This is a genomic window from Roseburia sp. AF15-21 (assembly GCF_003479505.1).
GTDB lineage: Bacteria > Bacillota > Clostridia > Lachnospirales > Lachnospiraceae > Roseburia_C > Roseburia_C amylophila.
On record NZ_QUHG01000001.1, the window covers coordinates 510,528 to 528,873 of the forward strand.

17 protein-coding genes and 1 other annotated feature are annotated in these 18,346 nt (G+C 42.1%); of the genes, 4 read left to right on the forward strand and 13 right to left on the reverse strand.

Going from position 1 to position 18,346, the window contains the following annotated elements; all coding sequences use genetic code 11:
* The first annotated feature begins 70 nt into the window (after positions 1-70).
* The 3 genes from DWW33_RS02500 to DWW33_RS02510 are packed head-to-tail and all read left to right on the forward strand — an operon-like array spanning position 71 to position 1,164.
* The gene (locus tag DWW33_RS02500) at positions 71-286 is read left to right on the forward strand and encodes a spore coat associated protein CotJA (protein WP_022243335.1); all 216 of its coding nucleotides are present in this window, start codon (positions 71-73) and stop codon (positions 284-286) included.
* On the forward strand, positions 286-552 hold the full coding sequence (locus DWW33_RS02505; RefSeq protein WP_117698289.1) for a spore coat protein CotJB: 267 nt from the start codon (positions 286-288) through the stop codon (positions 550-552). Before DWW33_RS02500 ends, DWW33_RS02505 begins: the two co-directional genes overlap by 1 nt.
* Positions 553-1,164, forward strand: coding sequence for a manganese catalase family protein (locus DWW33_RS02510; protein ID WP_022243337.1), 612 nt, complete (start codon positions 553-555; stop codon positions 1,162-1,164).
* Positions 1,165-1,346: 182 nt separating this feature from the next.
* On the opposite strand, the gene DWW33_RS02515 is transcribed toward DWW33_RS02510, so the two are convergent.
* The 4 genes from DWW33_RS02515 to DWW33_RS02530 are packed head-to-tail and all read right to left on the reverse strand — an operon-like array spanning position 1,347 to position 8,103.
* The gene (locus tag DWW33_RS02515) at positions 1,347-2,525 is read right to left on the reverse strand and encodes a hypothetical protein (RefSeq protein ID WP_118638770.1); all 1,179 of its coding nucleotides are present in this window, start codon (positions 2,523-2,525) and stop codon (positions 1,347-1,349) included.
* Between the two features lie 2 nt (positions 2,526-2,527).
* The gene (locus DWW33_RS02520) at positions 2,528-3,292 is read right to left on the reverse strand and encodes a hypothetical protein (protein WP_117947039.1); all 765 of its coding nucleotides are present in this window, start codon (positions 3,290-3,292) and stop codon (positions 2,528-2,530) included.
* Positions 3,293-3,303: 11 nt separating this feature from the next.
* Positions 3,304-4,533, reverse strand: a complete 1,230-nt coding sequence (locus tag DWW33_RS02525; protein ID WP_118638771.1) for a DUF5716 family protein — start codon at positions 4,531-4,533, stop codon at positions 3,304-3,306.
* A 30-nt stretch (positions 4,534-4,563) separates the two neighbouring features.
* The gene (locus DWW33_RS02530; protein WP_147404696.1) at positions 4,564-8,103 is read right to left on the reverse strand and encodes a DUF5717 family protein; all 3,540 of its coding nucleotides are present in this window, start codon (positions 8,101-8,103) and stop codon (positions 4,564-4,566) included.
* 134 nt (positions 8,104-8,237) lie between these two features.
* Here DWW33_RS02530 and DWW33_RS02535 point away from each other — a divergent pair, with 134 nt between their 5' ends.
* Complete coding sequence (locus DWW33_RS02535; protein WP_118638773.1) at positions 8,238-9,329, forward strand: pyridoxal phosphate-dependent aminotransferase; 1,092 nt, start codon at positions 8,238-8,240, stop codon at positions 9,327-9,329.
* A 140-nt stretch (positions 9,330-9,469) separates the two neighbouring features.
* On the opposite strand, the gene DWW33_RS02540 is transcribed toward DWW33_RS02535, so the two are convergent.
* The 9 genes from DWW33_RS02540 to DWW33_RS02580 all read right to left on the reverse strand — a co-directional run bounded on the left by DWW33_RS02540 (position 9,470) and on the right by DWW33_RS02580 (position 18,320).
* Positions 9,470-10,294: a hypothetical protein gene (locus DWW33_RS02540; protein WP_117841187.1), complete on the reverse strand. Its 825-nt coding sequence runs from the start codon at positions 10,292-10,294 to the stop codon at positions 9,470-9,472.
* Entirely contained in the window at positions 10,288-10,986 is a 699-nt protein-coding gene (locus DWW33_RS02545) for an ABC transporter ATP-binding protein (protein WP_022243344.1), read from the reverse strand. The genes DWW33_RS02540 and DWW33_RS02545 overlap by 7 nt, the downstream gene beginning before the upstream one ends.
* The gene (locus DWW33_RS02550; protein ID WP_022243345.1) at positions 10,983-11,354 is read right to left on the reverse strand and encodes a GntR family transcriptional regulator; all 372 of its coding nucleotides are present in this window, start codon (positions 11,352-11,354) and stop codon (positions 10,983-10,985) included. The genes DWW33_RS02545 and DWW33_RS02550 overlap by 4 nt, the downstream gene beginning before the upstream one ends.
* A gap of 358 nt (positions 11,355-11,712) precedes the next feature.
* Positions 11,713-13,098, reverse strand: coding sequence for an NADPH-dependent glutamate synthase (gltA, locus tag DWW33_RS02555; RefSeq protein ID WP_022243346.1), 1,386 nt, complete (start codon positions 13,096-13,098; stop codon positions 11,713-11,715).
* Positions 13,098-13,985, reverse strand: a complete 888-nt coding sequence (locus DWW33_RS02560) for a sulfide/dihydroorotate dehydrogenase-like FAD/NAD-binding protein (RefSeq protein WP_118638774.1) — start codon at positions 13,983-13,985, stop codon at positions 13,098-13,100. The genes gltA and DWW33_RS02560 overlap by 1 nt, the downstream gene beginning before the upstream one ends.
* Positions 13,986-14,117: 132 nt before the next feature.
* Positions 14,118-14,924 (reverse strand): ABC transporter ATP-binding protein, encoded by an 807-nt coding sequence (locus DWW33_RS02565; RefSeq protein WP_022243348.1) that lies wholly within the window; start codon positions 14,922-14,924, stop codon positions 14,118-14,120.
* Positions 14,924-15,889 (reverse strand): ABC transporter permease, encoded by a 966-nt coding sequence (locus DWW33_RS02570; RefSeq protein ID WP_022243349.1) that lies wholly within the window; start codon positions 15,887-15,889, stop codon positions 14,924-14,926. Before DWW33_RS02570 ends, DWW33_RS02565 begins: the two co-directional genes overlap by 1 nt.
* 45 nt (positions 15,890-15,934) lie before the next feature.
* Entirely contained in the window at positions 15,935-16,990 is a 1,056-nt protein-coding gene (locus DWW33_RS02575; protein ID WP_118087541.1) for an ABC transporter substrate-binding protein, read from the reverse strand.
* A gap of 95 nt (positions 16,991-17,085) precedes the next feature.
* Positions 17,086-17,325 (reverse strand) — a binding site (T-box leader).
* Positions 17,326-17,372: 47 nt separating this feature from the next.
* The gene (locus DWW33_RS02580) at positions 17,373-18,320 is read right to left on the reverse strand and encodes a TIGR03943 family putative permease subunit (protein ID WP_118638775.1); all 948 of its coding nucleotides are present in this window, start codon (positions 18,318-18,320) and stop codon (positions 17,373-17,375) included.
* Positions 18,321-18,346 lie beyond the last annotated feature (26 nt).

Consider the following 18,346-nt stretch of genomic DNA (forward strand, 5'->3'; position numbering starts at 1 on the left):
CAATATAAAATCTCACATTCCTTTTCATCTGCACATATATTAATATGAATATTTTTATTGAGGTCAGCATATGAACAACTGTAATTGTCAGCCACAAAGCAGCCGTCCGGCTGTTCCGACACCTTATACGAAACAGTTTGCCTGTAATCAGGAACTTGCCATGGCTTATGTTCCATGGCAGCAGTTCGGCAATCTGTACGAACCTGACCAGGCTCTGCGTAATGGCACAGTCTTTCAGGATTTAAATAAGCCTTTCCATGGTTCCATGAAAGGAGGCAGATTCTGATGAACAATATGCCAATGAACCAGTCCCAGCTTTTAGACTGGATTAATCAGGTCAGCTTTGTAGCTTATGATACTGCCCTTTACCTTGACACCCATCCATATGATGAAGAAGCACTTTCCTTCTATAACCACTACCGTACCCTGCGGTTAAAAGCAGTGAAAATGTATGAAGAAAAATATGGTCCCCTGACTTTAGACGGTGCCGACACAGACGGTCACTGGAGCTGGGGAAGCATGAGAAATCCATGGGAAGGGGGAAATTGTTAAATGTGGCAGTATGAAAAAAGACTGGAATATCCGGTCAACATCAAACAGACCGATCCGAAAACCGCACAGTATATCTTAAGCCAGTACGGAGGTCCTGACGGAGAAATCAACGCATCCTTACGTTATCTCTCCCAGCGCTATTCCATTCCTTACCGTGAAGTAGCCGGACTGCTTACCGATATTGCGACAGAAGAAATTGCCCATTTTGAGATGATTGCAACCATCGTACACCAGCTTACCAGAGACCTGACTCCGGAGGAAATCAAAGCCTCTAACTTCGGTCCTTACTATATTGACCACACCCTTGCCGTATGGCCACAAGCTGCCGGTGGTGTTCCACAGAATGCCTGTGAATTCCAGTCCAAAGGCGATCCGATTACTGACCTTATGGAAGATATGGCTGCAGAGCAGAAAGCCCGCACCACTTACGATAACATTCTTCGTGTCGTAAAAGACCCGGACGTTGTAGATCCGATTCGTTTCCTGCGTGCCAGGGAGGTCGTACACTTCCAGCGTTTTGGCGAAGCACTCCGGATGGTACAGGAACACCTTGACTCCAAGAACTTCTATGCATGTAACCCGGCTTTCGATAAGAGCTGCGGCTGCAAATAAAACTGTGATAGAAAAGAATGTGCCTTGGCACATTCTCGCGCCTGCGGCGGTTGCTTGCGACATCTACCTTATACGCCGCAGTGTGCATCCTCGCGGAGCGTTTTTTACTTTACAGGAAAGCAATTTCCTGTAAAGTAAAAAATAGCGTATCACCGATATTTTCTATCGATGATACGCTATTTTCATTCTCCGGTTCCGCAGAGCCGGTCCACAGAATTAATAATCTCACGGACTTCCGGAATTTCCTCATGATACTCTTTCATGAGTTTTTCAATTTCTTCCTTCTGTTCTAATACTACATCCATGTTATATTCAATGGATGCCCGGATTTTCTGCCGCCGGCTCAATAATTCATGCTTGATTTCCACCATTTCACGCTTATCTACCAGTGCATTGGGCTGACTAATCCAGACCTTTGCATCATAAAGTTCATATTTTTGCAGCATGCGTACTAACTTTCCATTAAAATATTCCAAGTCATCACTGTTCCGCTCAAATTTCTCTCTTTCCCGCCTGGCTTCTAAGTACTGCTCCCAGAGATAGGTCAGTTCATAGGAATTATGCACATGGTATTTCTCGCAGGCATAATCCACCGCATTCGTAGAATTTACATACTTTATTTTAGTACGGTTCAAAAGAGTAATGGCATGATTCATGTTCACTTCTGCCCGCTTGATTTCTCTTGTATTATTCTGATTCCGGAACAGCATAAAGAATCCACTGGCTGCCGCAGCTACCATCAGAATCGTAAATAGAATCCGTACATCCATTTCCAATGCCACATGAAGAACCAATATGACTGCAAGGAATGCCAGTACCATGCCAAATACTACATAGGATGCCTTCCGCAGAATCTTCTGTTCTTCCATTAACTCTTCCCGGTAATAGGCCCATTCATTCTTCTCCCCTTCCAGGTAATTCATATCACGCTTTACGGCCGCCTGATACATCTCATTTGCCTGCAGGGTCCGGATGGATTCCGTCAGAGTCTCCTCTTCCTGTTCCATCTGTGCATACTGCGTATCTGTCAGCTTCTTGGTTGCTTTCAGATAATCGGAACGGGACTGATCCAGTGTAAGAATACTGTTTGCAGTATCTCTTAAAGCAGCTGCCTCATCTTCCGGCAGTTCTTCAATAATCTGGATATCCTTTAAATAAGAAGTCACCACACGATATTCAGACTTTTCATTTTCCAGGGTCTTTGTGGTGTCAATCATCTGTTCACAGTGACCCAGAACATAATGTTGTACTTTATGTTCATCCTTCCGGTCTTCTTCCGATAACGTATCCTCTGTGATACATTCTAAGACCTCTTCGATTGTTTTCTTTGGTTTCCTTTTTCTTCTAAAAAATTTTATCAATGTTATGCCCACCGTCCATTGCTTTCGTAAATATATTTTTTCTTATCCAGCACATCTCGAAATGCTTCCAGTACTTCTTCCTCATCATTCCATTGCTTATGAATATCCTCTAATGTCTTTTGCAGTTCTTCTGATACTTCATAAACCTGTTCCTTTTCATCCGGTGCTGCCATCCGCCATGCTTCTTCCATCTCCCGCATACATGCCGGATTGTTATTATAGTCATAAGCTTTCTTAAAGCATCGTGCCGCATCCCGGTACAGGAATAATCCGGTATGTGCAACTCCAATATTATTCCATATATTTCCTATGACAGAAGTAGCCAGCTTCCCCGCCTCTTCCTTCTGCAGCAGACGCATATATTCCCTGATAGCCATGACATACCGATGATTCATAAGGCTTCTGTCTGCCCTGATTTTCATACATTCAATTTCTGATTTATTTTCTACTTCTGCCAGTGCATATTCGATTTCATCTTTTTCTTTCTTTGTGCAAAAGCCGCAGGCATCCATCAGAAGTCGGACTTTCTTTGCCAGCGTTATTTTCTTTCGGACAGCCTCTTTTAACTGCCCGGCTAACTCCAGGTCTTTTAACTCCTCTGCAATCCAGCTGATTAAATCATCCGACACAAAAGAATCGTCAAGATATTCCGTGTGGTTTAAAATATACCAGTTCAATTCCTCCAGGGAATAGATATTTATCATATTCTGTTCTAAATAATATGGCACATCGGTTTCTTTCCGATTGCATAAAATCAATTCTCCCATGAGGTCTCCTCCTACAGTTCCATTTTATATTCCCACACTTTTTCAGAGCTTTTATAAATCTCTCCAAATCCAAGGTCCCGTATGGTAACCTTTACAGCGGAATCCGACAGTGCTTCTGTCATAACAGAAAGTCTGGTCATACGTTCCGGCCGTTTTGGAATATCCGTAAGCTCTAAGGATTCTATCTTTGCTTCCCTGCTGTCCGGAAGCTGCAGCCAGAAATCAACGGTATTCGTACCTGCCAGTAAAATCTCGCACTGATTCTTTGCTTCATACCAGTTTTCTCCTGCACTTACCAGTGTATGGAAAATAAGTTCTTCCCGGTCTTTTACTTTAAGGCTGATATTTACCTTCATCTCATTCTCGCCAATATAGACAAACTGCCACGGCTGCATTCCTGCATGGATACAGGATGCATAACAGGCTCCTTTGGCATAAAGGTTCTTGCCTAGGAATACGTGCCTTCCATTGCAGAGAAACTTTAAGGATTCTCTCATCCATTCTCCATCAAACCCATCCCCAGTCAGATATACGGATGAATAGATTTTCCGGGAAATGGCATCCGTTACCACATCCAAAAATGCAGTATCTTTGTTACCAATCAATGGACCATAGTCCTTCAGGTAAATGTGTACCAGCTGCGGTGTGGAATTCAGATTCCGCTCCATGTAATAAAAGCGCATGCTGTTCTTCGAATAATCAAATAATACCGCATCATGCAGCCACAGTTCTTCCTTCCGGCTTAAAGCATAGTAATAAAAGCTTTCTGCATAATCGATGACATGATACTGCTCTTTCGTCCACTTCATCCGTCCGGCTAATTTTTCAATCAATTCCATCTTCTCACGGTTTAAAGTGTCCATGGTAATGGTAATTCTTGCCAGCTTCATGGATGTGCCGAATTTCTGCGGTACCGTAAGAATTTTACGGACAAAGAGACTTAACAGTTCTACCGTATCATATGTTTCCCCTTCCACGGTAACCGGTTCGCCTGCCAGTGCCCGGCTGAAGAGCCGGTCACAGCCGCTTCCTTCACCATTTTTCATGACAGTCTCTGCTTCTTTTCCGTAATACCACTGTCCGATTCCCTTCCTCTTGCAAAGACTCAGCGGAATCTGATACAATTCACTGCCTGCCACGGTACTGATGGTATCCGGCTCTGACATATCGGATGTACAATATGATACTAATGCGTATTTTTTTCCAAAATCAAGTCCTATTGAAAGGCTTTTTTCCTTCATACCATCACCCTGTTATTGTTTTCCCTATTATTACATCAGTTGAAAACGTTCTTCATTCCTTTTCTTCATGCTGTCATATTTCCGTAAAAGCCGCTCTAACTTCTCATAATCCTTTAAGGTATATTCTAATTCCATTTCATTCAACATATCGTAGGTGCTTCCGTTTTCCCTGCCGCAGACATCCTTACAGGAAAGCCGTCCACTCTCAGTCACAACGGACTCCCGTGGTGCTTCCTCTGAAATATAATACGGAATTTCTTCTCCAAAGAATACGATAAATTCTTTTACGAAAATGCCCTCATACATCTCATTCATATCTTCATCCACATAGGATTCACCCTTCTGGTAGTGAATCACCACACGCTTGCTCGGATTTGTCCGGTATTCCACAAACTGCCGGTCGTAAAAATGGAATCGATAGCGAATCTCTTCCGGCATCTGCTGATAAAATGCGAAATAAAGATTCTGTGCCAGCTGCTCCTGTAAAAGCTGCTCTGTCATCTCCGTTACACCTTTTTCTTCTATGGACAAATCTCTCTTCGCCACTGCATAAAGCAGTGCCAGCTTCATCACCTGGCTTAATTCTTCCTGTTCCTCATAATTTTTCTTTAAGCCTCTAATGACATTTTCCGGCACAATGCCCTGATGCACAAAATAGAAATGTGCAAAATAATTTACATATGCTTTCCGCAGAAGATGTGGTGCTCCGTGTGACACAAAGCTTTCATAAATGCTCTGCACCTGTTCTACAAATTCTGCTGTATATAACATCTGCATCAATAACCGTTCTTCCAAGTCTCTGGTATCTATATCAAAAGTCTGCGCTGCTGACCAGACCGCCGCCATTATACGGGTCGGACCGCAGTAGAACTGTGCTAAATACTGCAGCATCTCTTTACTGTATTTCTTCGCCTGAAAAGTCACTGCACACAGTGCCAGCAGGAAATCATCACTTTCATAATCCACTTCTTCTATTTCATAAGTCAGAAGTGCTGTCAGTTTCTCCAGCCGGATGCCTTCCCAGCCAAATTCCCGGATATCCGGATATGCAATCTCATATAACCGGTATTCCAACATCAGATTCAAAAGATAGGCTCTGTCATCCCGCTTCATAGAAGAAAGCGGTGCATGACGCAGACACTCTTCCACCAGTTCCTGATTATCTTCCTGCTCATAGAAATGTACTGCCTTTGCATAAAGCTCTGCCCGGTAACTTTCCCGCAATGCTTCCTCTTTTAAGAAGATGCGTAAATACTCACTGTCCTCCGGCATAAACGCACGGTGGGTATCCCTGGATGTAAAATGATACAAAAGATACGAAATCTCATATGGTGCATATTCCATGCAGGTACGGTAAAAGGCACCAGGCCTCATCAGCTTTTCCAGCTGGTATGAAATCTCACTGCCATACCGGTATCCCTTCGTATCCTCAAATACAATGACATAGTCCTTGCTGTATAACTCAAAATAAGCACTGCCATTTACTATCGGCACACACTGCACTTTTCGCAGCTGGTCATGCAAAACATACATCCGCACAATATTCGGTGCAAAGCAGTTCATTTTATGGGTAAAGAGAATCTTCGCCAGTGGTCCTGCCATCTCTTTTTGTATCATGCCTTTATTTAATAAATCAGAATAGATAATCGCCAGATTATCATCGATATGACCTTCTTCTATCTGGGCAATTGCGAATTCTTCCATCCGCTTCCGGTAACTGGAATATACCTCCGGCTCTTTCTCCTTTAACGCTACTACATTTGCAAGCAGAGCCGCCTTCTGTTTGTATGGAATGCTGCTGTTATACTGAAAATACATCTGTATCATCCGTGGAATTTTCTTAATGGCAAGTAAATCCATGGACATTAAATATGCTTCATTTAATCCTGCCAGCCGCAAATCTTCTTCCACGCCACGTTCAAACCAGATATGATAATGCAATCCAAAACGCTGTCCTCTTATCAGGTAAGCACAGATTGCTGACAACATCTGATTATTCTGAAATTTATCATATGCCACGCACATAGTCTTATAAAGCAGCGGATGAAATACCCGTTTTTCCGATACCAGCGTCGTAATCTGCATGGCAAGGTCACTGGTCAACACACCTTTTTTTGCCGCCCAGTAAAGAATGCGGATTTCAAAATCAGTAAGTCTCGTTAAAAGATACGGATTCTGCCAGTATAAATAGAATCCTTCGATATAGAAAAACGGACTGTTACAGCCGTCTAACATCTGGCTCTCAATTGCCCGGATTTTCCTGGTATCATTTTCGCAATATTCTTTCTTTAAGAAAAGCAGCATCCAGAACACCCGGATATCATCTGTTTTCTGATAAATTTCTTCAATCTCTGCAGTCAGCCGGTTCACATAGGATTCTTCCCGCTCCCACAACGTACGGAGATAGAGGAAATATGCATAAAGCGGTGTATCTTTTGCTTCCTCTTTCCGCCGGAACTCATCAAATAACCACTCTGCCTCCTGCCTCTGTCCGCTTACCAGTAATGCCTGTATTTTCATCAGAAGATACCAGTCATTTTCCGGCCGCATTGCAATCAGATGATTCAGTGCATCTAACATTCCTGATGCAAAAAGTCCTGCGCCAATCTTTTTCAAACGATAATTGAGATAGATTCCGGTGATATGTGCAAGTGTTCTCTGCTCTTCCAGATAATCGATATGCTCCTGTTCTCTGCGCTCCGGCGTCCTGATTATGGTAATCTCATAAGTAAGATGCTGATAAATATTTTCTAAAGTAATTCTTCCATAATTTTTTCCGGTATGAAGTTCTGCCGGGTCAATATAATAAATAAGGTCGCAGATACTTCCGGTAAAATCATCTGAAGTATAAACATTCTTTTCCAGTTTTAAGAAGCTGCTGTCTGTCTGTGCTTCAAAGCTTATATACCCCCAGCCATTCTTCTGCACAAAAAGCGTTTCCTTCTGCTCCTCTTTGATATCCTGATAGGTAATTTCCTGTTCTTTTAACGCAAGCTCAATGCGTGGCTTGGCATTGATCGTAACCAAGAACTCCTCCATACCGGAAATCAATGCTCCCGGTCCGCCAAAGCCGGCATACCATAATAGTTCTTTTCCTTTTTCTTCTTTTAATACATGTTGAAAGCCCTGGGAAGCAAACAGGCGGTAAGCTTCCATATAATCCGTCTGTGCCAGTTTGATAAAATCACTGAGATTTCGGATTCTTCCGGTAGACGCATTTCCATAAGGCCGGATTATAGACACAACAAAAGAAAGGCTGTATTCCAACTGATTACAGATAATACAGAATTCACCCTTTTGTATATCACCAACCCGGAAACCCTCACTATGGAACTGAAATCCGATTCGGACTTCTTCCCCTTCAAATTCCGGTGTCAGACATTCCATATATGGATTAGAGGAATAAATCAGCCCCTTTACCGGAACATGGTTGGATACTTCAATCACAAATTCTCCCGTATAATCCTGTCCCTCTAATACCTCAATTTCAATCTTCTCTTCCGAAAGAGATAAAACCGGCTGTTCCTGTTCAAATTTTCCTGCTGCAAGTCTCTGAATCCGTCTACGCAAAATGTCACCTGCTTTTCCTTCTCCGATATGAGATTTTGTTGCTTTTTCTCTCATTACAGTTATAATAGATTATAAACTATTTAAAACACACATGCAACTTTCTTTCCGTTGTATTTTAACAGGAGGTCTTTTTCATGATAACACCAAAAGAACATTTTCACGGAAGTGATTTAGAGAAAATAGAAGCCGTTTACGGTATCAAAAAAGAGGATATTACAAGCTTTTCCGCCAATGTCAATCCCTTAGGCGTATCTCCGCTGCTGCGAAGTACTTTGGCTTCCCATATTGATGCCATTACATCCTACCCGGACCGGGAATATACTTCTTTACGAGAATGCATCGCCGCTTATACCGGCACCGATGCCAGCCAGGTCATTGTAGGAAATGGTTCCACGGAATTAATCTCTCTTTTTATTCAGATTGAGCATCCGAAAAAAGCCATGATTCTCGGTCCGACTTATTCGGAATATGAGCGCGAAATTTCCTTAGGCGGTGGTACTACACTCTACTATCCACTCCGTGAAAAGGACGATTTCGTCCTTGATGTGGATGATTTTACCGCTCACTTAAATGAAAGCATCGACCTTTTAGTACTCTGCAATCCCAATAACCCTACCTCATCCTGCATCAACCGGACGGATATGCGCCGGGTTTTAGATATCTGCAAGCAATATGATATCTTTGTCATGGTGGATGAGACTTATGTGGAATTTGCCGATAACATGGATGAAATTACCGCAGTTCCACTGACCCACTACTATAACAATATTATTATCCTGCGTGGAACATCCAAATTCTTTGCTGCTCCTGGGCTCCGCCTTGGCTACGCTATCAGCGGCAATCAGGATTTAATCAAATCCATCAATACCAGAAAAAATCCATGGACCATTAACTCTCTTGCCGTAATTGCCGGAGAATTGATGTTTACCGATGAGGAATACATCCAGCAGACAAAATTTCTTATTTCTTCAGAGCGTGCCCGGATTTATGAAATATTTAAAAATCACCCGGATTTCAAACCATACAAGCCATCCGGCAACTTCATGCTTCTTAAAATCTTAAGGGAGGACATTACTTCTGCGGATTTATTTGATAAAGCAATCCGGAAGAATATGATGATTCGCGACTGCTCTACTTTTCCTTTCTTAGATAACAAATACATCCGCTTCTGCTTTATGATGCCGGAGATGAATGATAAGCTGATTGACTGTCTTCTTTCGAAGTAATTTCTTATTTTTCTCCGCTAATCTATGCCAGCCGAAACTGCCACTGGCAGTTTCTATGGAATTCATGGCGACGTAAAAAGGCGAAACCAGTCTATTTTTGATTGGTCCCGCCTTTTCTTATATACAAATAGTTTTCTAATTTATTCCAGATTTAATTTCTTATGGGTAATCACTGCTGTTATGATATAGCATACAATTGATACCCCGATGGAAAGTATCATGCTCTTTGAAAATATATTTCCATACATATTTGCAATGGTCAGGGTAAAGAAGCTGTCATCTCCCATTGCAGCCTGTTTCTCAACAAATCCATTTGCTGAATTAATGGATATCACAAAAGATATAATCTGAAGAATCGCATATAATACACCATACATTACAATAGACATTGCAACTTTGTGGCGGAACAACTGACCGATTGCCATGCTGGCATATACCATAAGCATAGCTGAAAATGCAGAAATCACACTATATAATATTGCCCAGCCAAAAAGTGCCGGAATCGAAATTCCTATCATATCTCCCAGCTGCTGCAGCAATTCTCCCAGCTTGATTCTTTCCCCTTCATTACCCAGATTCAATCCAGCTGTCACGATCAATGAAAATGCCGAAACATAAACAAGTATTGTCGTAATTGCATCCCAGAATACCGCCACCAAAAGCTTTCCGTTAATCAAGGAAAAAGTGGTTACCGGAAGGGTATGTGACAAATAACCTTCTGCACCATACATGCTGTGGTAAAACCGAACCAGCAGAAAAATAAATGCCGTAACACTCAATGCAATCAGCCCGATGATATACAAAAGAAGCATTGCCAGACCGACTAAGGCTCCCATATCTGTTTCGAAAACCTGCATATTCATCATCAGCATGCCAATTAACGTAACGCCGACTAAAACCATTGCCAGTGGAAATAATACTTTCCAGGTTGCTTTCATTTCATGTTTCATTACTTTTCCTAACATCTAAACACCTCCCGGAACAAAGCATCCACCGATTTACCCTGATTAATTCTAATATCATCTACTGATGAAGTCAGGCTGATTGTTCCATTCTGAATAAAGACTACCTCATCTAATACATTCTCAACATCTGCAATCAGATGGGTTGAAATCAGAATCGTTGCATTCTCATCATAGTTGGTAAGAATCGTCCGCAATATATAATCTCTTGCCGCCGGGTCTACTCCCGCAATCGGCTCATCCAGAACATATAAGTCCGCACGACGGCTCATTACCAAAATAAGCTGCACCTTTTCTTTGGTTCCCTTGGACATGGATTTTAATTTATCATTGGGATTAATAGATAATTTTGCCAGCATATCATAAGCTCTTACCACATCAAAATCCTGATAAAAATCTTCAAAATAATCTAAAATATCACGTACCCGCATCCCCATGTTAAGATACGTATGATCTGGCAGATAAGAAACCACCTTCTTTGTCTCTACACCAATCTTCATTCCTTCCACCAAAATCTCGCCCTCATCCGGAGTAAGGATTCCGTTAATCAGCTTAATCAGTGTTGTCTTTCCACTTCCGTTCGGTCCTAAGAGGCCAACAATATGTCCGCTCTCTAAAGTCAGGTTCAGATGGTCAAGCGCAGTTTTCTTTCCATATCGCTTGCATACATCTTTTACTTCCAATAATGTACTCATGCCTGCTCTCCCTCCAAAATCTCCTGAATCAAGGATAAGGTTTCTGATTTCTTATAGCCAAGCTTGCTCATATTTTCCAAAAATTCCTTAATCTGTTCCTGTGCCAGATTATTCTTTAACTCCTCAATCATTTTTGCATCCTCCGTTATAAATCTCCCGCTTGTACGCTGGGAATACACAAGTCCTGTCCGCTCTAACTCTGTCAGTGCTTTCTGCATCGTATTCGGATTTACTGCAGCTACCGCCGCCAGATCCCTGACAGAAGGTAACTTATCTCCCGGACTGTATTTACCGGATATTATTTCCATCTGAATCCGCTCCACAATCTGAATAAAAATAGGACGATCCGAATCCAATTCCCATGCCATGCAATCACCCCTTTCCGTATTTTTGTACTATATAAGTAATACAATATATTCTTACGACGGATTTGTCAAGAGGATTTTCATTACCAATCCTTAATTTATTCCTCATGTCAGAAATAGTGGCCACCAGTAACCAATAAGGTGGTCACTTAGCAACCAGCTTAGAACAAAGAATGTGCCTTGGCACATTCTCGCGCCTGCGGCGGTCGCTTGCGACATCTACCTTATACGCCGCAGTGCGCATCTTCGCAGAGCGTTTTTTACTTTACAGGAAAGCAATTTCCTATAAAGTAAAAAAGGGACGCAGAAAAATCCTGCGTCCCAAAAGCATATATTATTATGCTTTATTCTTTACTTCTCTTTATTTATTGCGTAAGAATTCATCAATTCCCTTTGCTGCAGTTTTTCCTGCACCCATGGCAAGGATAACGGTTGCTGCTCCGGTTACTGCATCTCCACCGGCGTATACGCCATCTTTGGAGGTTGCTCCGGTCTCTTCTTCTGCAATGATACATTTTCTGCGATTGATGTCCAGACCCTTGGTAGTGGATGAAATCAATGGGTTTGGAGAGGTACCAAGAGACATGATTACGGTATCTGCCTCGATTTCGTATTCAGAACCTGGAATCTCTACCGGGCTTCTTCTTCCGGATGCGTCCGGCTCACCTAATTCCATCTTAATGACACGACAGCCTTTTACCCAGCCGTCTTCGTCTACTAAGATTTCAGTAGGATTCTGCAGAAGGTCAAAGATAATGCCTTCTTCTTTTGCATGATGTACTTCTTCTTTTCTTGCCGGAAGCTCTTCCTCGCCACGACGGTATACGATATGTACCTCTGCGCCGAGACGTTTTGCGGTACGGGCTGCATCCATTGCAACGTTACCACCACCAACTACAACAACTTTTTTTCCGGCTTTAATTGGCGTATCATAGTCATCACGGAATGCTTTCATCAGGTTATTTCTGGTTAAGAATTCGTTTGCAGAGAATACTCCCATTGCCTGCTCGCCAGGGATTCCCATAAATCTTGGAAGTCCTGCACCGGAACCGATAAATACAGCTTCGAATCCTTCTTTTTCCATTAATTCATCAATGGTAACTGCTTTACCAATGACAACGTTGGTCTCAATCTTAACGCCTAAAGCTTTTACATTTTCTACTTCTGCTGCAACTACTTTTGACTTTGGAAGACGGAATTCCGGAATACCGTAAATTAATACTCCACCGGCTTCATGTAAAGCTTCAAAAATAGTAACATCATAGCCAAGCTTTGCCAAATCACCGGCACAGGTAAGACCTGCAGGGCCGGAACCGATAACTGCTACTTTATGTCCATTTAATTTTTCTGCTTTCTTAGGCTTGATTCCATGCTCTCTTGCCCAGTCAGCTACGAAACGCTCTAATTTACCGATTGCAACCGGCTCACCCTTGATACCACGGATACATTTTCCTTCACACTGACTCTCCTGTGGGCATACACGGCCACATACAGCAGGAAGTGCAGATGATTCACTGATAATATGATAAGCTTCTTCGAAGTTGCCTTCTTTCACCTGTGCAATAAATGCCGGAATATTAATGGAAACCGGACATCCTTTCATACACTGTGCATTTTTACAGTTTAAGCAGCGTTTTGCTTCTGCTACTGCTTCTTCTTCATTATAGCCAAGACAAACTTCTTCAAAGTTTGCTGCACGTACCTCTGGCTCCTGTTCACGTACAGGTACTCTTGTTAATCCTTCCATTATTTGTCACCTCCGCACTGACCGCATCCGCCATGATGGGTATCACCTTCCTGCAATTTTAACATTGCACGGCCTTCTTCTGTCTTATACTGAAGCTGTCTCTTCATTGCCTGGTCGAAATCTACCTGATGTCCGTCAAATTCCGGTCCATCCACGCATGCGAATTTTACTTCGCCGCCAACCATAAGACGACATGCTCCACACATTCCGGTTCCGTCTACCATAATCGGATTCATGGATACAACAGTTGGAATGCCAAGCTCCTTGGTCAGTTTACAAACGAATTTCATCATAATCATTGGTCCGATAGCAACACAATGGTCGTAACGGACACCTTTATCCCATAATTCCTGTAACTGGTTGGTTCCCATTCCATGGAAGCCATAAGTACCATCATCGGTTGTTACATAAAGATTGGTTGCAACCTTACGCATTTCTTCTACCAGAATCAAAAGGTCTTTTGTCTTAGAACCCATAATAACGTCACAGTCCACACCATGCTCATGCAGCCATTTTACCTGCGGATATACAGGTGCAGTTCCAACACCACCTGCAATAAATACGATCTTCTTTTTCTTTAACTCTTCTATATCTTCCTCAATAAGGTCGGATGGGCAGCCCAGTGGTCCAACGAAATCCTGGAATGCATCTCCTTCCTCTAAATATGCCATACGCTCTGTGGAAGCTCCAACTGTCTGGAATACAATTGTTACAGTTCCTGCTTTTTCATCATAATCACAGATAGTAAGCGGAATACGCTCACCTTCTTCATCGATTTTCACGATTACAAATTGTCCTGGCTTTGCAGACTTTGCAACACGCTCTGCTTTGACATCCATAAGATAAATCTTATCTGCCAGCTTTTCCTTTTTTATAATAGGATACATACTATACCTCCATACTTTGTTTACATCAACTCGTGGAATTCCAGACCACTAGATTTAATCATATAGGAAAAGTGTCAGAAAATCAACATTTTCCGACACTTGTTTCTTAAAAAAATTTACCAATTTCTATTTTTACTGTGCTGACATTAAAATTCGGTCATTGTCGAGACGCTTTCCTGCCTGGATGCGGAATTGTTCCAAAAGGCTGTCTACCGTCATTTTCTTCTTCTCTTCATCCTTTAAATCAAGGACAATATTTCCGGAATCCATCATCAGAATCCGGTTGCCAAGCTCTAATGCCTGATGCATATTGTGGGTTACCATAAGACAGGTAATATGATGCTCTGCAATAATTTTTTTTGTCAGTTCCAATACTTTCTCTGCGGTTGCAGGGTCAAGTGCTGCCGTATGCTCATCCAAAAGAAGAATCTTCGGGGTCACCATCGTTGCCATCAGAAGGGTAAGTGCCTGCCTCTGACCGCCGGATAATAATCCCACCGGCTGCTTCATTCTGTCTTCCAGGCCCATATCAAGCTGGGATAACAGTTCTCTGAATTTTTCCTTATCGGATTTACGGATTCTGCTGAAAAATGCATTTTCTTTTCCGGATGCACGAAGATATGCCAGTGCCATATTTTCTTCAATGGTCATATGTGGAGCTGTTCCCTTTAATGGGTCCTGAAACAGATGACCAATGACTTTACTGCGCAAAAATTCTTTCTTATATGTAATATCCTCTCCATCGAGAATAATCTGTCCTTCGTCTACATAGAACGCACCTGTGATTGCATTAAATGTAGTTGATTTTCCTGCTCCGTTGCTTCCTACGATTGTAGCAAAATCTCCATCTTCAAGAACCAGATTCAAATCACACAATGCTTTCTTTTCATTTACGGTTCCCGGATTAAATGTCTTAGATACATGCTTCATTTCTAACATTATCGGTCACCTCCCATTTCCTTTGTATTTGCTTCCGCCAGACGCATATTGTCTTTTAATTTCTTCTGTGCTGCGCTCTTCTGTCTGACAAACGCTACCTTCTTCTTTAAGAACGGGAATGCAATTGCAATTGCTACGATAATTGCAGAAACCAGTTTCAGTGCCTCTGCCGGAACATTCAGTCTTAATGCAACGGCTACTAAGAAACGGTACAGGCAGCTTCCTAATACAACGCCTAATACTCTGCGGAACATGGAGCCTTTTCCGATAATGGATTCTCCGATAATCAGGCTGGCAAGTGCGATGGTTACCATACCGGTTCCAAGGTTGATATCGCAGGATTTCTGGTACTGTGCCAGTACACCGCCGGATAATGCAGTCATTGCATTGGCTACACAAAGACCTACGGTAATCGTAAAGGATGGATTAATGCTGGAGGCTTTTACCATGTCAGCATTATCACCGGTTGCCCGTATGGAAAGACCTAATCTGGTATTTAAAAATGCGGATAAAATCACGCCGATTACCAGTACGATTAATGCTGCCACAATCAGTTTATACCAGCCACCGCCAATGGCATTTTTTGCCATGGTAAATATGGTATTGCAATTAAACAGGTTCACCTGGGAAGCAAATCCCATGACTGCAATATTAATGGTATAGAGTCCCGTATTTACAATAATTCCTGCCAGAATCGATTCAATTCCAAGCTTTGTCTGCAGAAATGCTGTGATAAATCCGGAACATACACCGGCTAACATTGCTGCTGCCAGTGCCAGAATCGGATGACCCTGTATCGTTACCATGGCACATACGGCACAGCCTAAGGTAAAGCAGCCATCGGTTGACAAATCTGCAATATTTAATATGGAAAATGAAACAAACAATGCCAGTGCAACCAGGGCGTATATACACCCTAGCTCTAATGCACTTTGTAAAATGGATATTGTAAATATGGAGCCCATTCTTTAATCCCCCTGACTATCTTATCATACTATCGTTTTATCTTTTTATTCAAACTCTTCTGCGGTCTGAATCTCTACTACTTTTTCACACATACCGTCAAATACGCTGTAGTCAATTCCAAGCTGGCTTGCCACATCTGTATTTACAGTTGCGATTCCGTTGCTCATGGTCTGTACTGCTGTTGTTGCAGGATCTTTCCCATTTACTAAAATATCTACTACAATATCTGCTGTTGCAGTACCAAGGTCAACATAGTTTACACCGAATCCACAGAAAGCTCCGTTTAATGCAAAGGAGTCAGCTCCTGCATAATGTGGAATGCCTGCTTCTACAAATTTCTCATAAATTGCAAGTTCTGCTGTCATTACAGTGTTATCGGTTGGTGTAAATACAGCATCTACGCCGGCTGCAACTAATGCATCTGCTGCAAGAGAAATTTCATCATTGGTTGTTCCTGTTTTTTCTACATATTCAACGCCTTTTTTATCAAGATAATCTTTTGCGTCCTGAATTGGAACAGTGGAAGAATCCTGACTCTTATTATATAAAAGACCTACTTTTTTAATGTCTTTATTTGCTGCAAACATTAAGTCCATTACTGCTTCTGTATTTAATGCATCCGATGTTCCGGTGATATTGGAACCAGGTTTATCCATACTTTCAACAAGTCCTGCGGTAACCGGATCACTGACTGCAGAGAATACAACCGGAATCTGATTTTCTTCTGTTGCTGCCTGCATGATCATTGCGGTTGGTGTTGCAATTGGAATAATCACATCTACATCTTCTGCAACCAGGTCTGTTGCAATCTGGTTTAAGGTTGAAGAATCTGCCTGACCATTGTAAGTATAATCTTTGTAATCAAAAGTAACACCGAGCTCTTTTGCTTTTGCATCCAGCTCTGCTTCTACTGCTTTCTCAATCTGATTTAAAGAAGCATCATCTACATACTGTACGATACCTACTTTATAAACTTTACCATCTGCTGCAGCCTTCTCTGTTGTTGCTGCATCATTGGATGCACTGTTGCTTCCGCATCCTGCCATTGCTGCTACTGCCATAGCCATTGTTAATACTGCTGCCATCATTTTCTTCTTCATAATTACTACCTCTTCTTTCTTATATGATTTATTGTTGTTCATAAGAGAAAGCGCTTTTACTGTTTTCCAACAGTAAAAAACCGCCTCAAGCTTATGCTTGAGACGGTAATAAAATCTTATTATCGCGGTACCACTCATATTGACGAATTGTCCACTCATTCATGTACGAATCATACATGCCGGATTGGTAACGGGTTCGGTTCCCGGCGACGCCTACTGTTAATTCAGGCCACCCTCGAAAGTCCATTCAGCAAAATCTTCCATACTGCAATTCCACCACCTGCAGCTCTCTTTGATTTCCAATCAAGCTTACTACTCTTTCTCAACGGTTTCTCTTATTGAAGTTAGAATAATACTTTTCTTTCACATTGTCAACACTTTTTTATGAGAAATATACCAGTTCATCTTCCGGCTTCTCTGCCGGCTCAATGGATACCGGATAAAGGACAGGTCCTTTTCCTCTGTATTCCTTGGCAAATTCCACATGAACTTCTGCGGTAATATTTATCCATGATTTGTGACCGATTTCTTCCGACTTCGGATATTTGCATTTGAATCCTAAGAACTGGACATCCTCTACACAACAGGTCATGGCAAAACGTCCCGGCACGAACATGCCCTTCCTGCTCATCTTTTCCGGATTATATACCAACGCAAGGAATTTAATTTTCTTGCCATCGTATTTCTTCGGATTATCCTGTGCATCCATATACCAGATTGCATAATCTGCATCCGTAATATCAATGACATCTGCATTGATGTCAAATGGCAGTTCTTCATCGGCACTCTCATCAATTGTTCCATCGGCACGCTCGTATACAATCTGTGCCGGACGGTTCTGTGCTTTTACTGCACGGCGGAACTTGCCCTTTGGCGTATTGTCATCACAACGGTTAAAGATTACTACGTCTGCCTTAAATAACTGCTCCATAATCATGGCACGCATATTGGCAAGATACATTTCAAATGTAGTGGCATCTACGGTTGCCAAAGACTGTACGATTACCCAGCCATCCGGCATCTTTGTTTCAAGCAAAGTAGCGATATCCCAGGTACCGTTATACTCAACAAAAATCTGCTCCGGTTTGTATGTCTCCTGAATCTTCTGCAAGGTTTCTGTTGTAAAATCTTCCTGCTCCTCAATCATCACAACCTTCGCATTAATGGTATTTAATTTTGCTTCATCATATTCTTCATCGCCGTCTTCACAGACAATAATTACCGTACGGTTGTCCCCGCCGAAATCATTTTCAAAAAGTGTTTCTTTGATTAATGTGGTCTTACCGCTATCCATAAATCCGGTAAATAAATATACTGGAATCTCCTGCATGGTTTCCCCTTTCCTATCCGACGGGC

Coding starts and splice junctions, on each gene's coding strand:
- DWW33_RS02540 (WP_117841187.1), bottom strand. CDS start 10,294: ATGTTAGGAAAAGTAATGAAACATGAAATGAAAGCAACCTGGAAAGTA.
- DWW33_RS02575 (WP_118087541.1), bottom strand. CDS start 16,990: ATGAAGAAGAAAATGATGGCAGCAGTATTAACAATGGCTATGGCAGTA.
- DWW33_RS02565 (WP_022243348.1), bottom strand. CDS start 14,924: ATGTTAGAAATGAAGCATGTATCTAAGACATTTAATCCGGGAACCGTA.
- DWW33_RS02570 (WP_022243349.1), bottom strand. CDS start 15,889: ATGGGCTCCATATTTACAATATCCATTTTACAAAGTGCATTAGAGCTA.
- DWW33_RS02500 (WP_022243335.1), top strand. CDS start 71: ATGAACAACTGTAATTGTCAGCCACAAAGCAGCCGTCCGGCTGTTCCG.
- DWW33_RS02505 (WP_117698289.1), top strand. CDS start 286: ATGAACAATATGCCAATGAACCAGTCCCAGCTTTTAGACTGGATTAAT.
- DWW33_RS02560 (WP_118638774.1), bottom strand. CDS start 13,985: ATGTATCCTATTATAAAAAAGGAAAAGCTGGCAGATAAGATTTATCTT.
- DWW33_RS02520 (WP_117947039.1), bottom strand. CDS start 3,292: ATGGGAGAATTGATTTTATGCAATCGGAAAGAAACCGATGTGCCATAT.
- DWW33_RS02525 (WP_118638771.1), bottom strand. CDS start 4,533: ATGAAGGAAAAAAGCCTTTCAATAGGACTTGATTTTGGAAAAAAATAC.
- DWW33_RS02580 (WP_118638775.1), bottom strand. CDS start 18,320: ATGCAGGAGATTCCAGTATATTTATTTACCGGATTTATGGATAGCGGT.
- DWW33_RS02510 (WP_022243337.1), top strand. CDS start 553: ATGTGGCAGTATGAAAAAAGACTGGAATATCCGGTCAACATCAAACAG.
- DWW33_RS02550 (WP_022243345.1), bottom strand. CDS start 11,354: ATGGCATGGGAATTGGATTCGGATCGTCCTATTTTTATTCAGATTGTG.
- DWW33_RS02545 (WP_022243344.1), bottom strand. CDS start 10,986: ATGAGTACATTATTGGAAGTAAAAGATGTATGCAAGCGATATGGAAAG.
- gltA (WP_022243346.1), bottom strand. CDS start 13,098: ATGGAAGGATTAACAAGAGTACCTGTACGTGAACAGGAGCCAGAGGTA.
- DWW33_RS02535 (WP_118638773.1), top strand. CDS start 8,238: ATGATAACACCAAAAGAACATTTTCACGGAAGTGATTTAGAGAAAATA.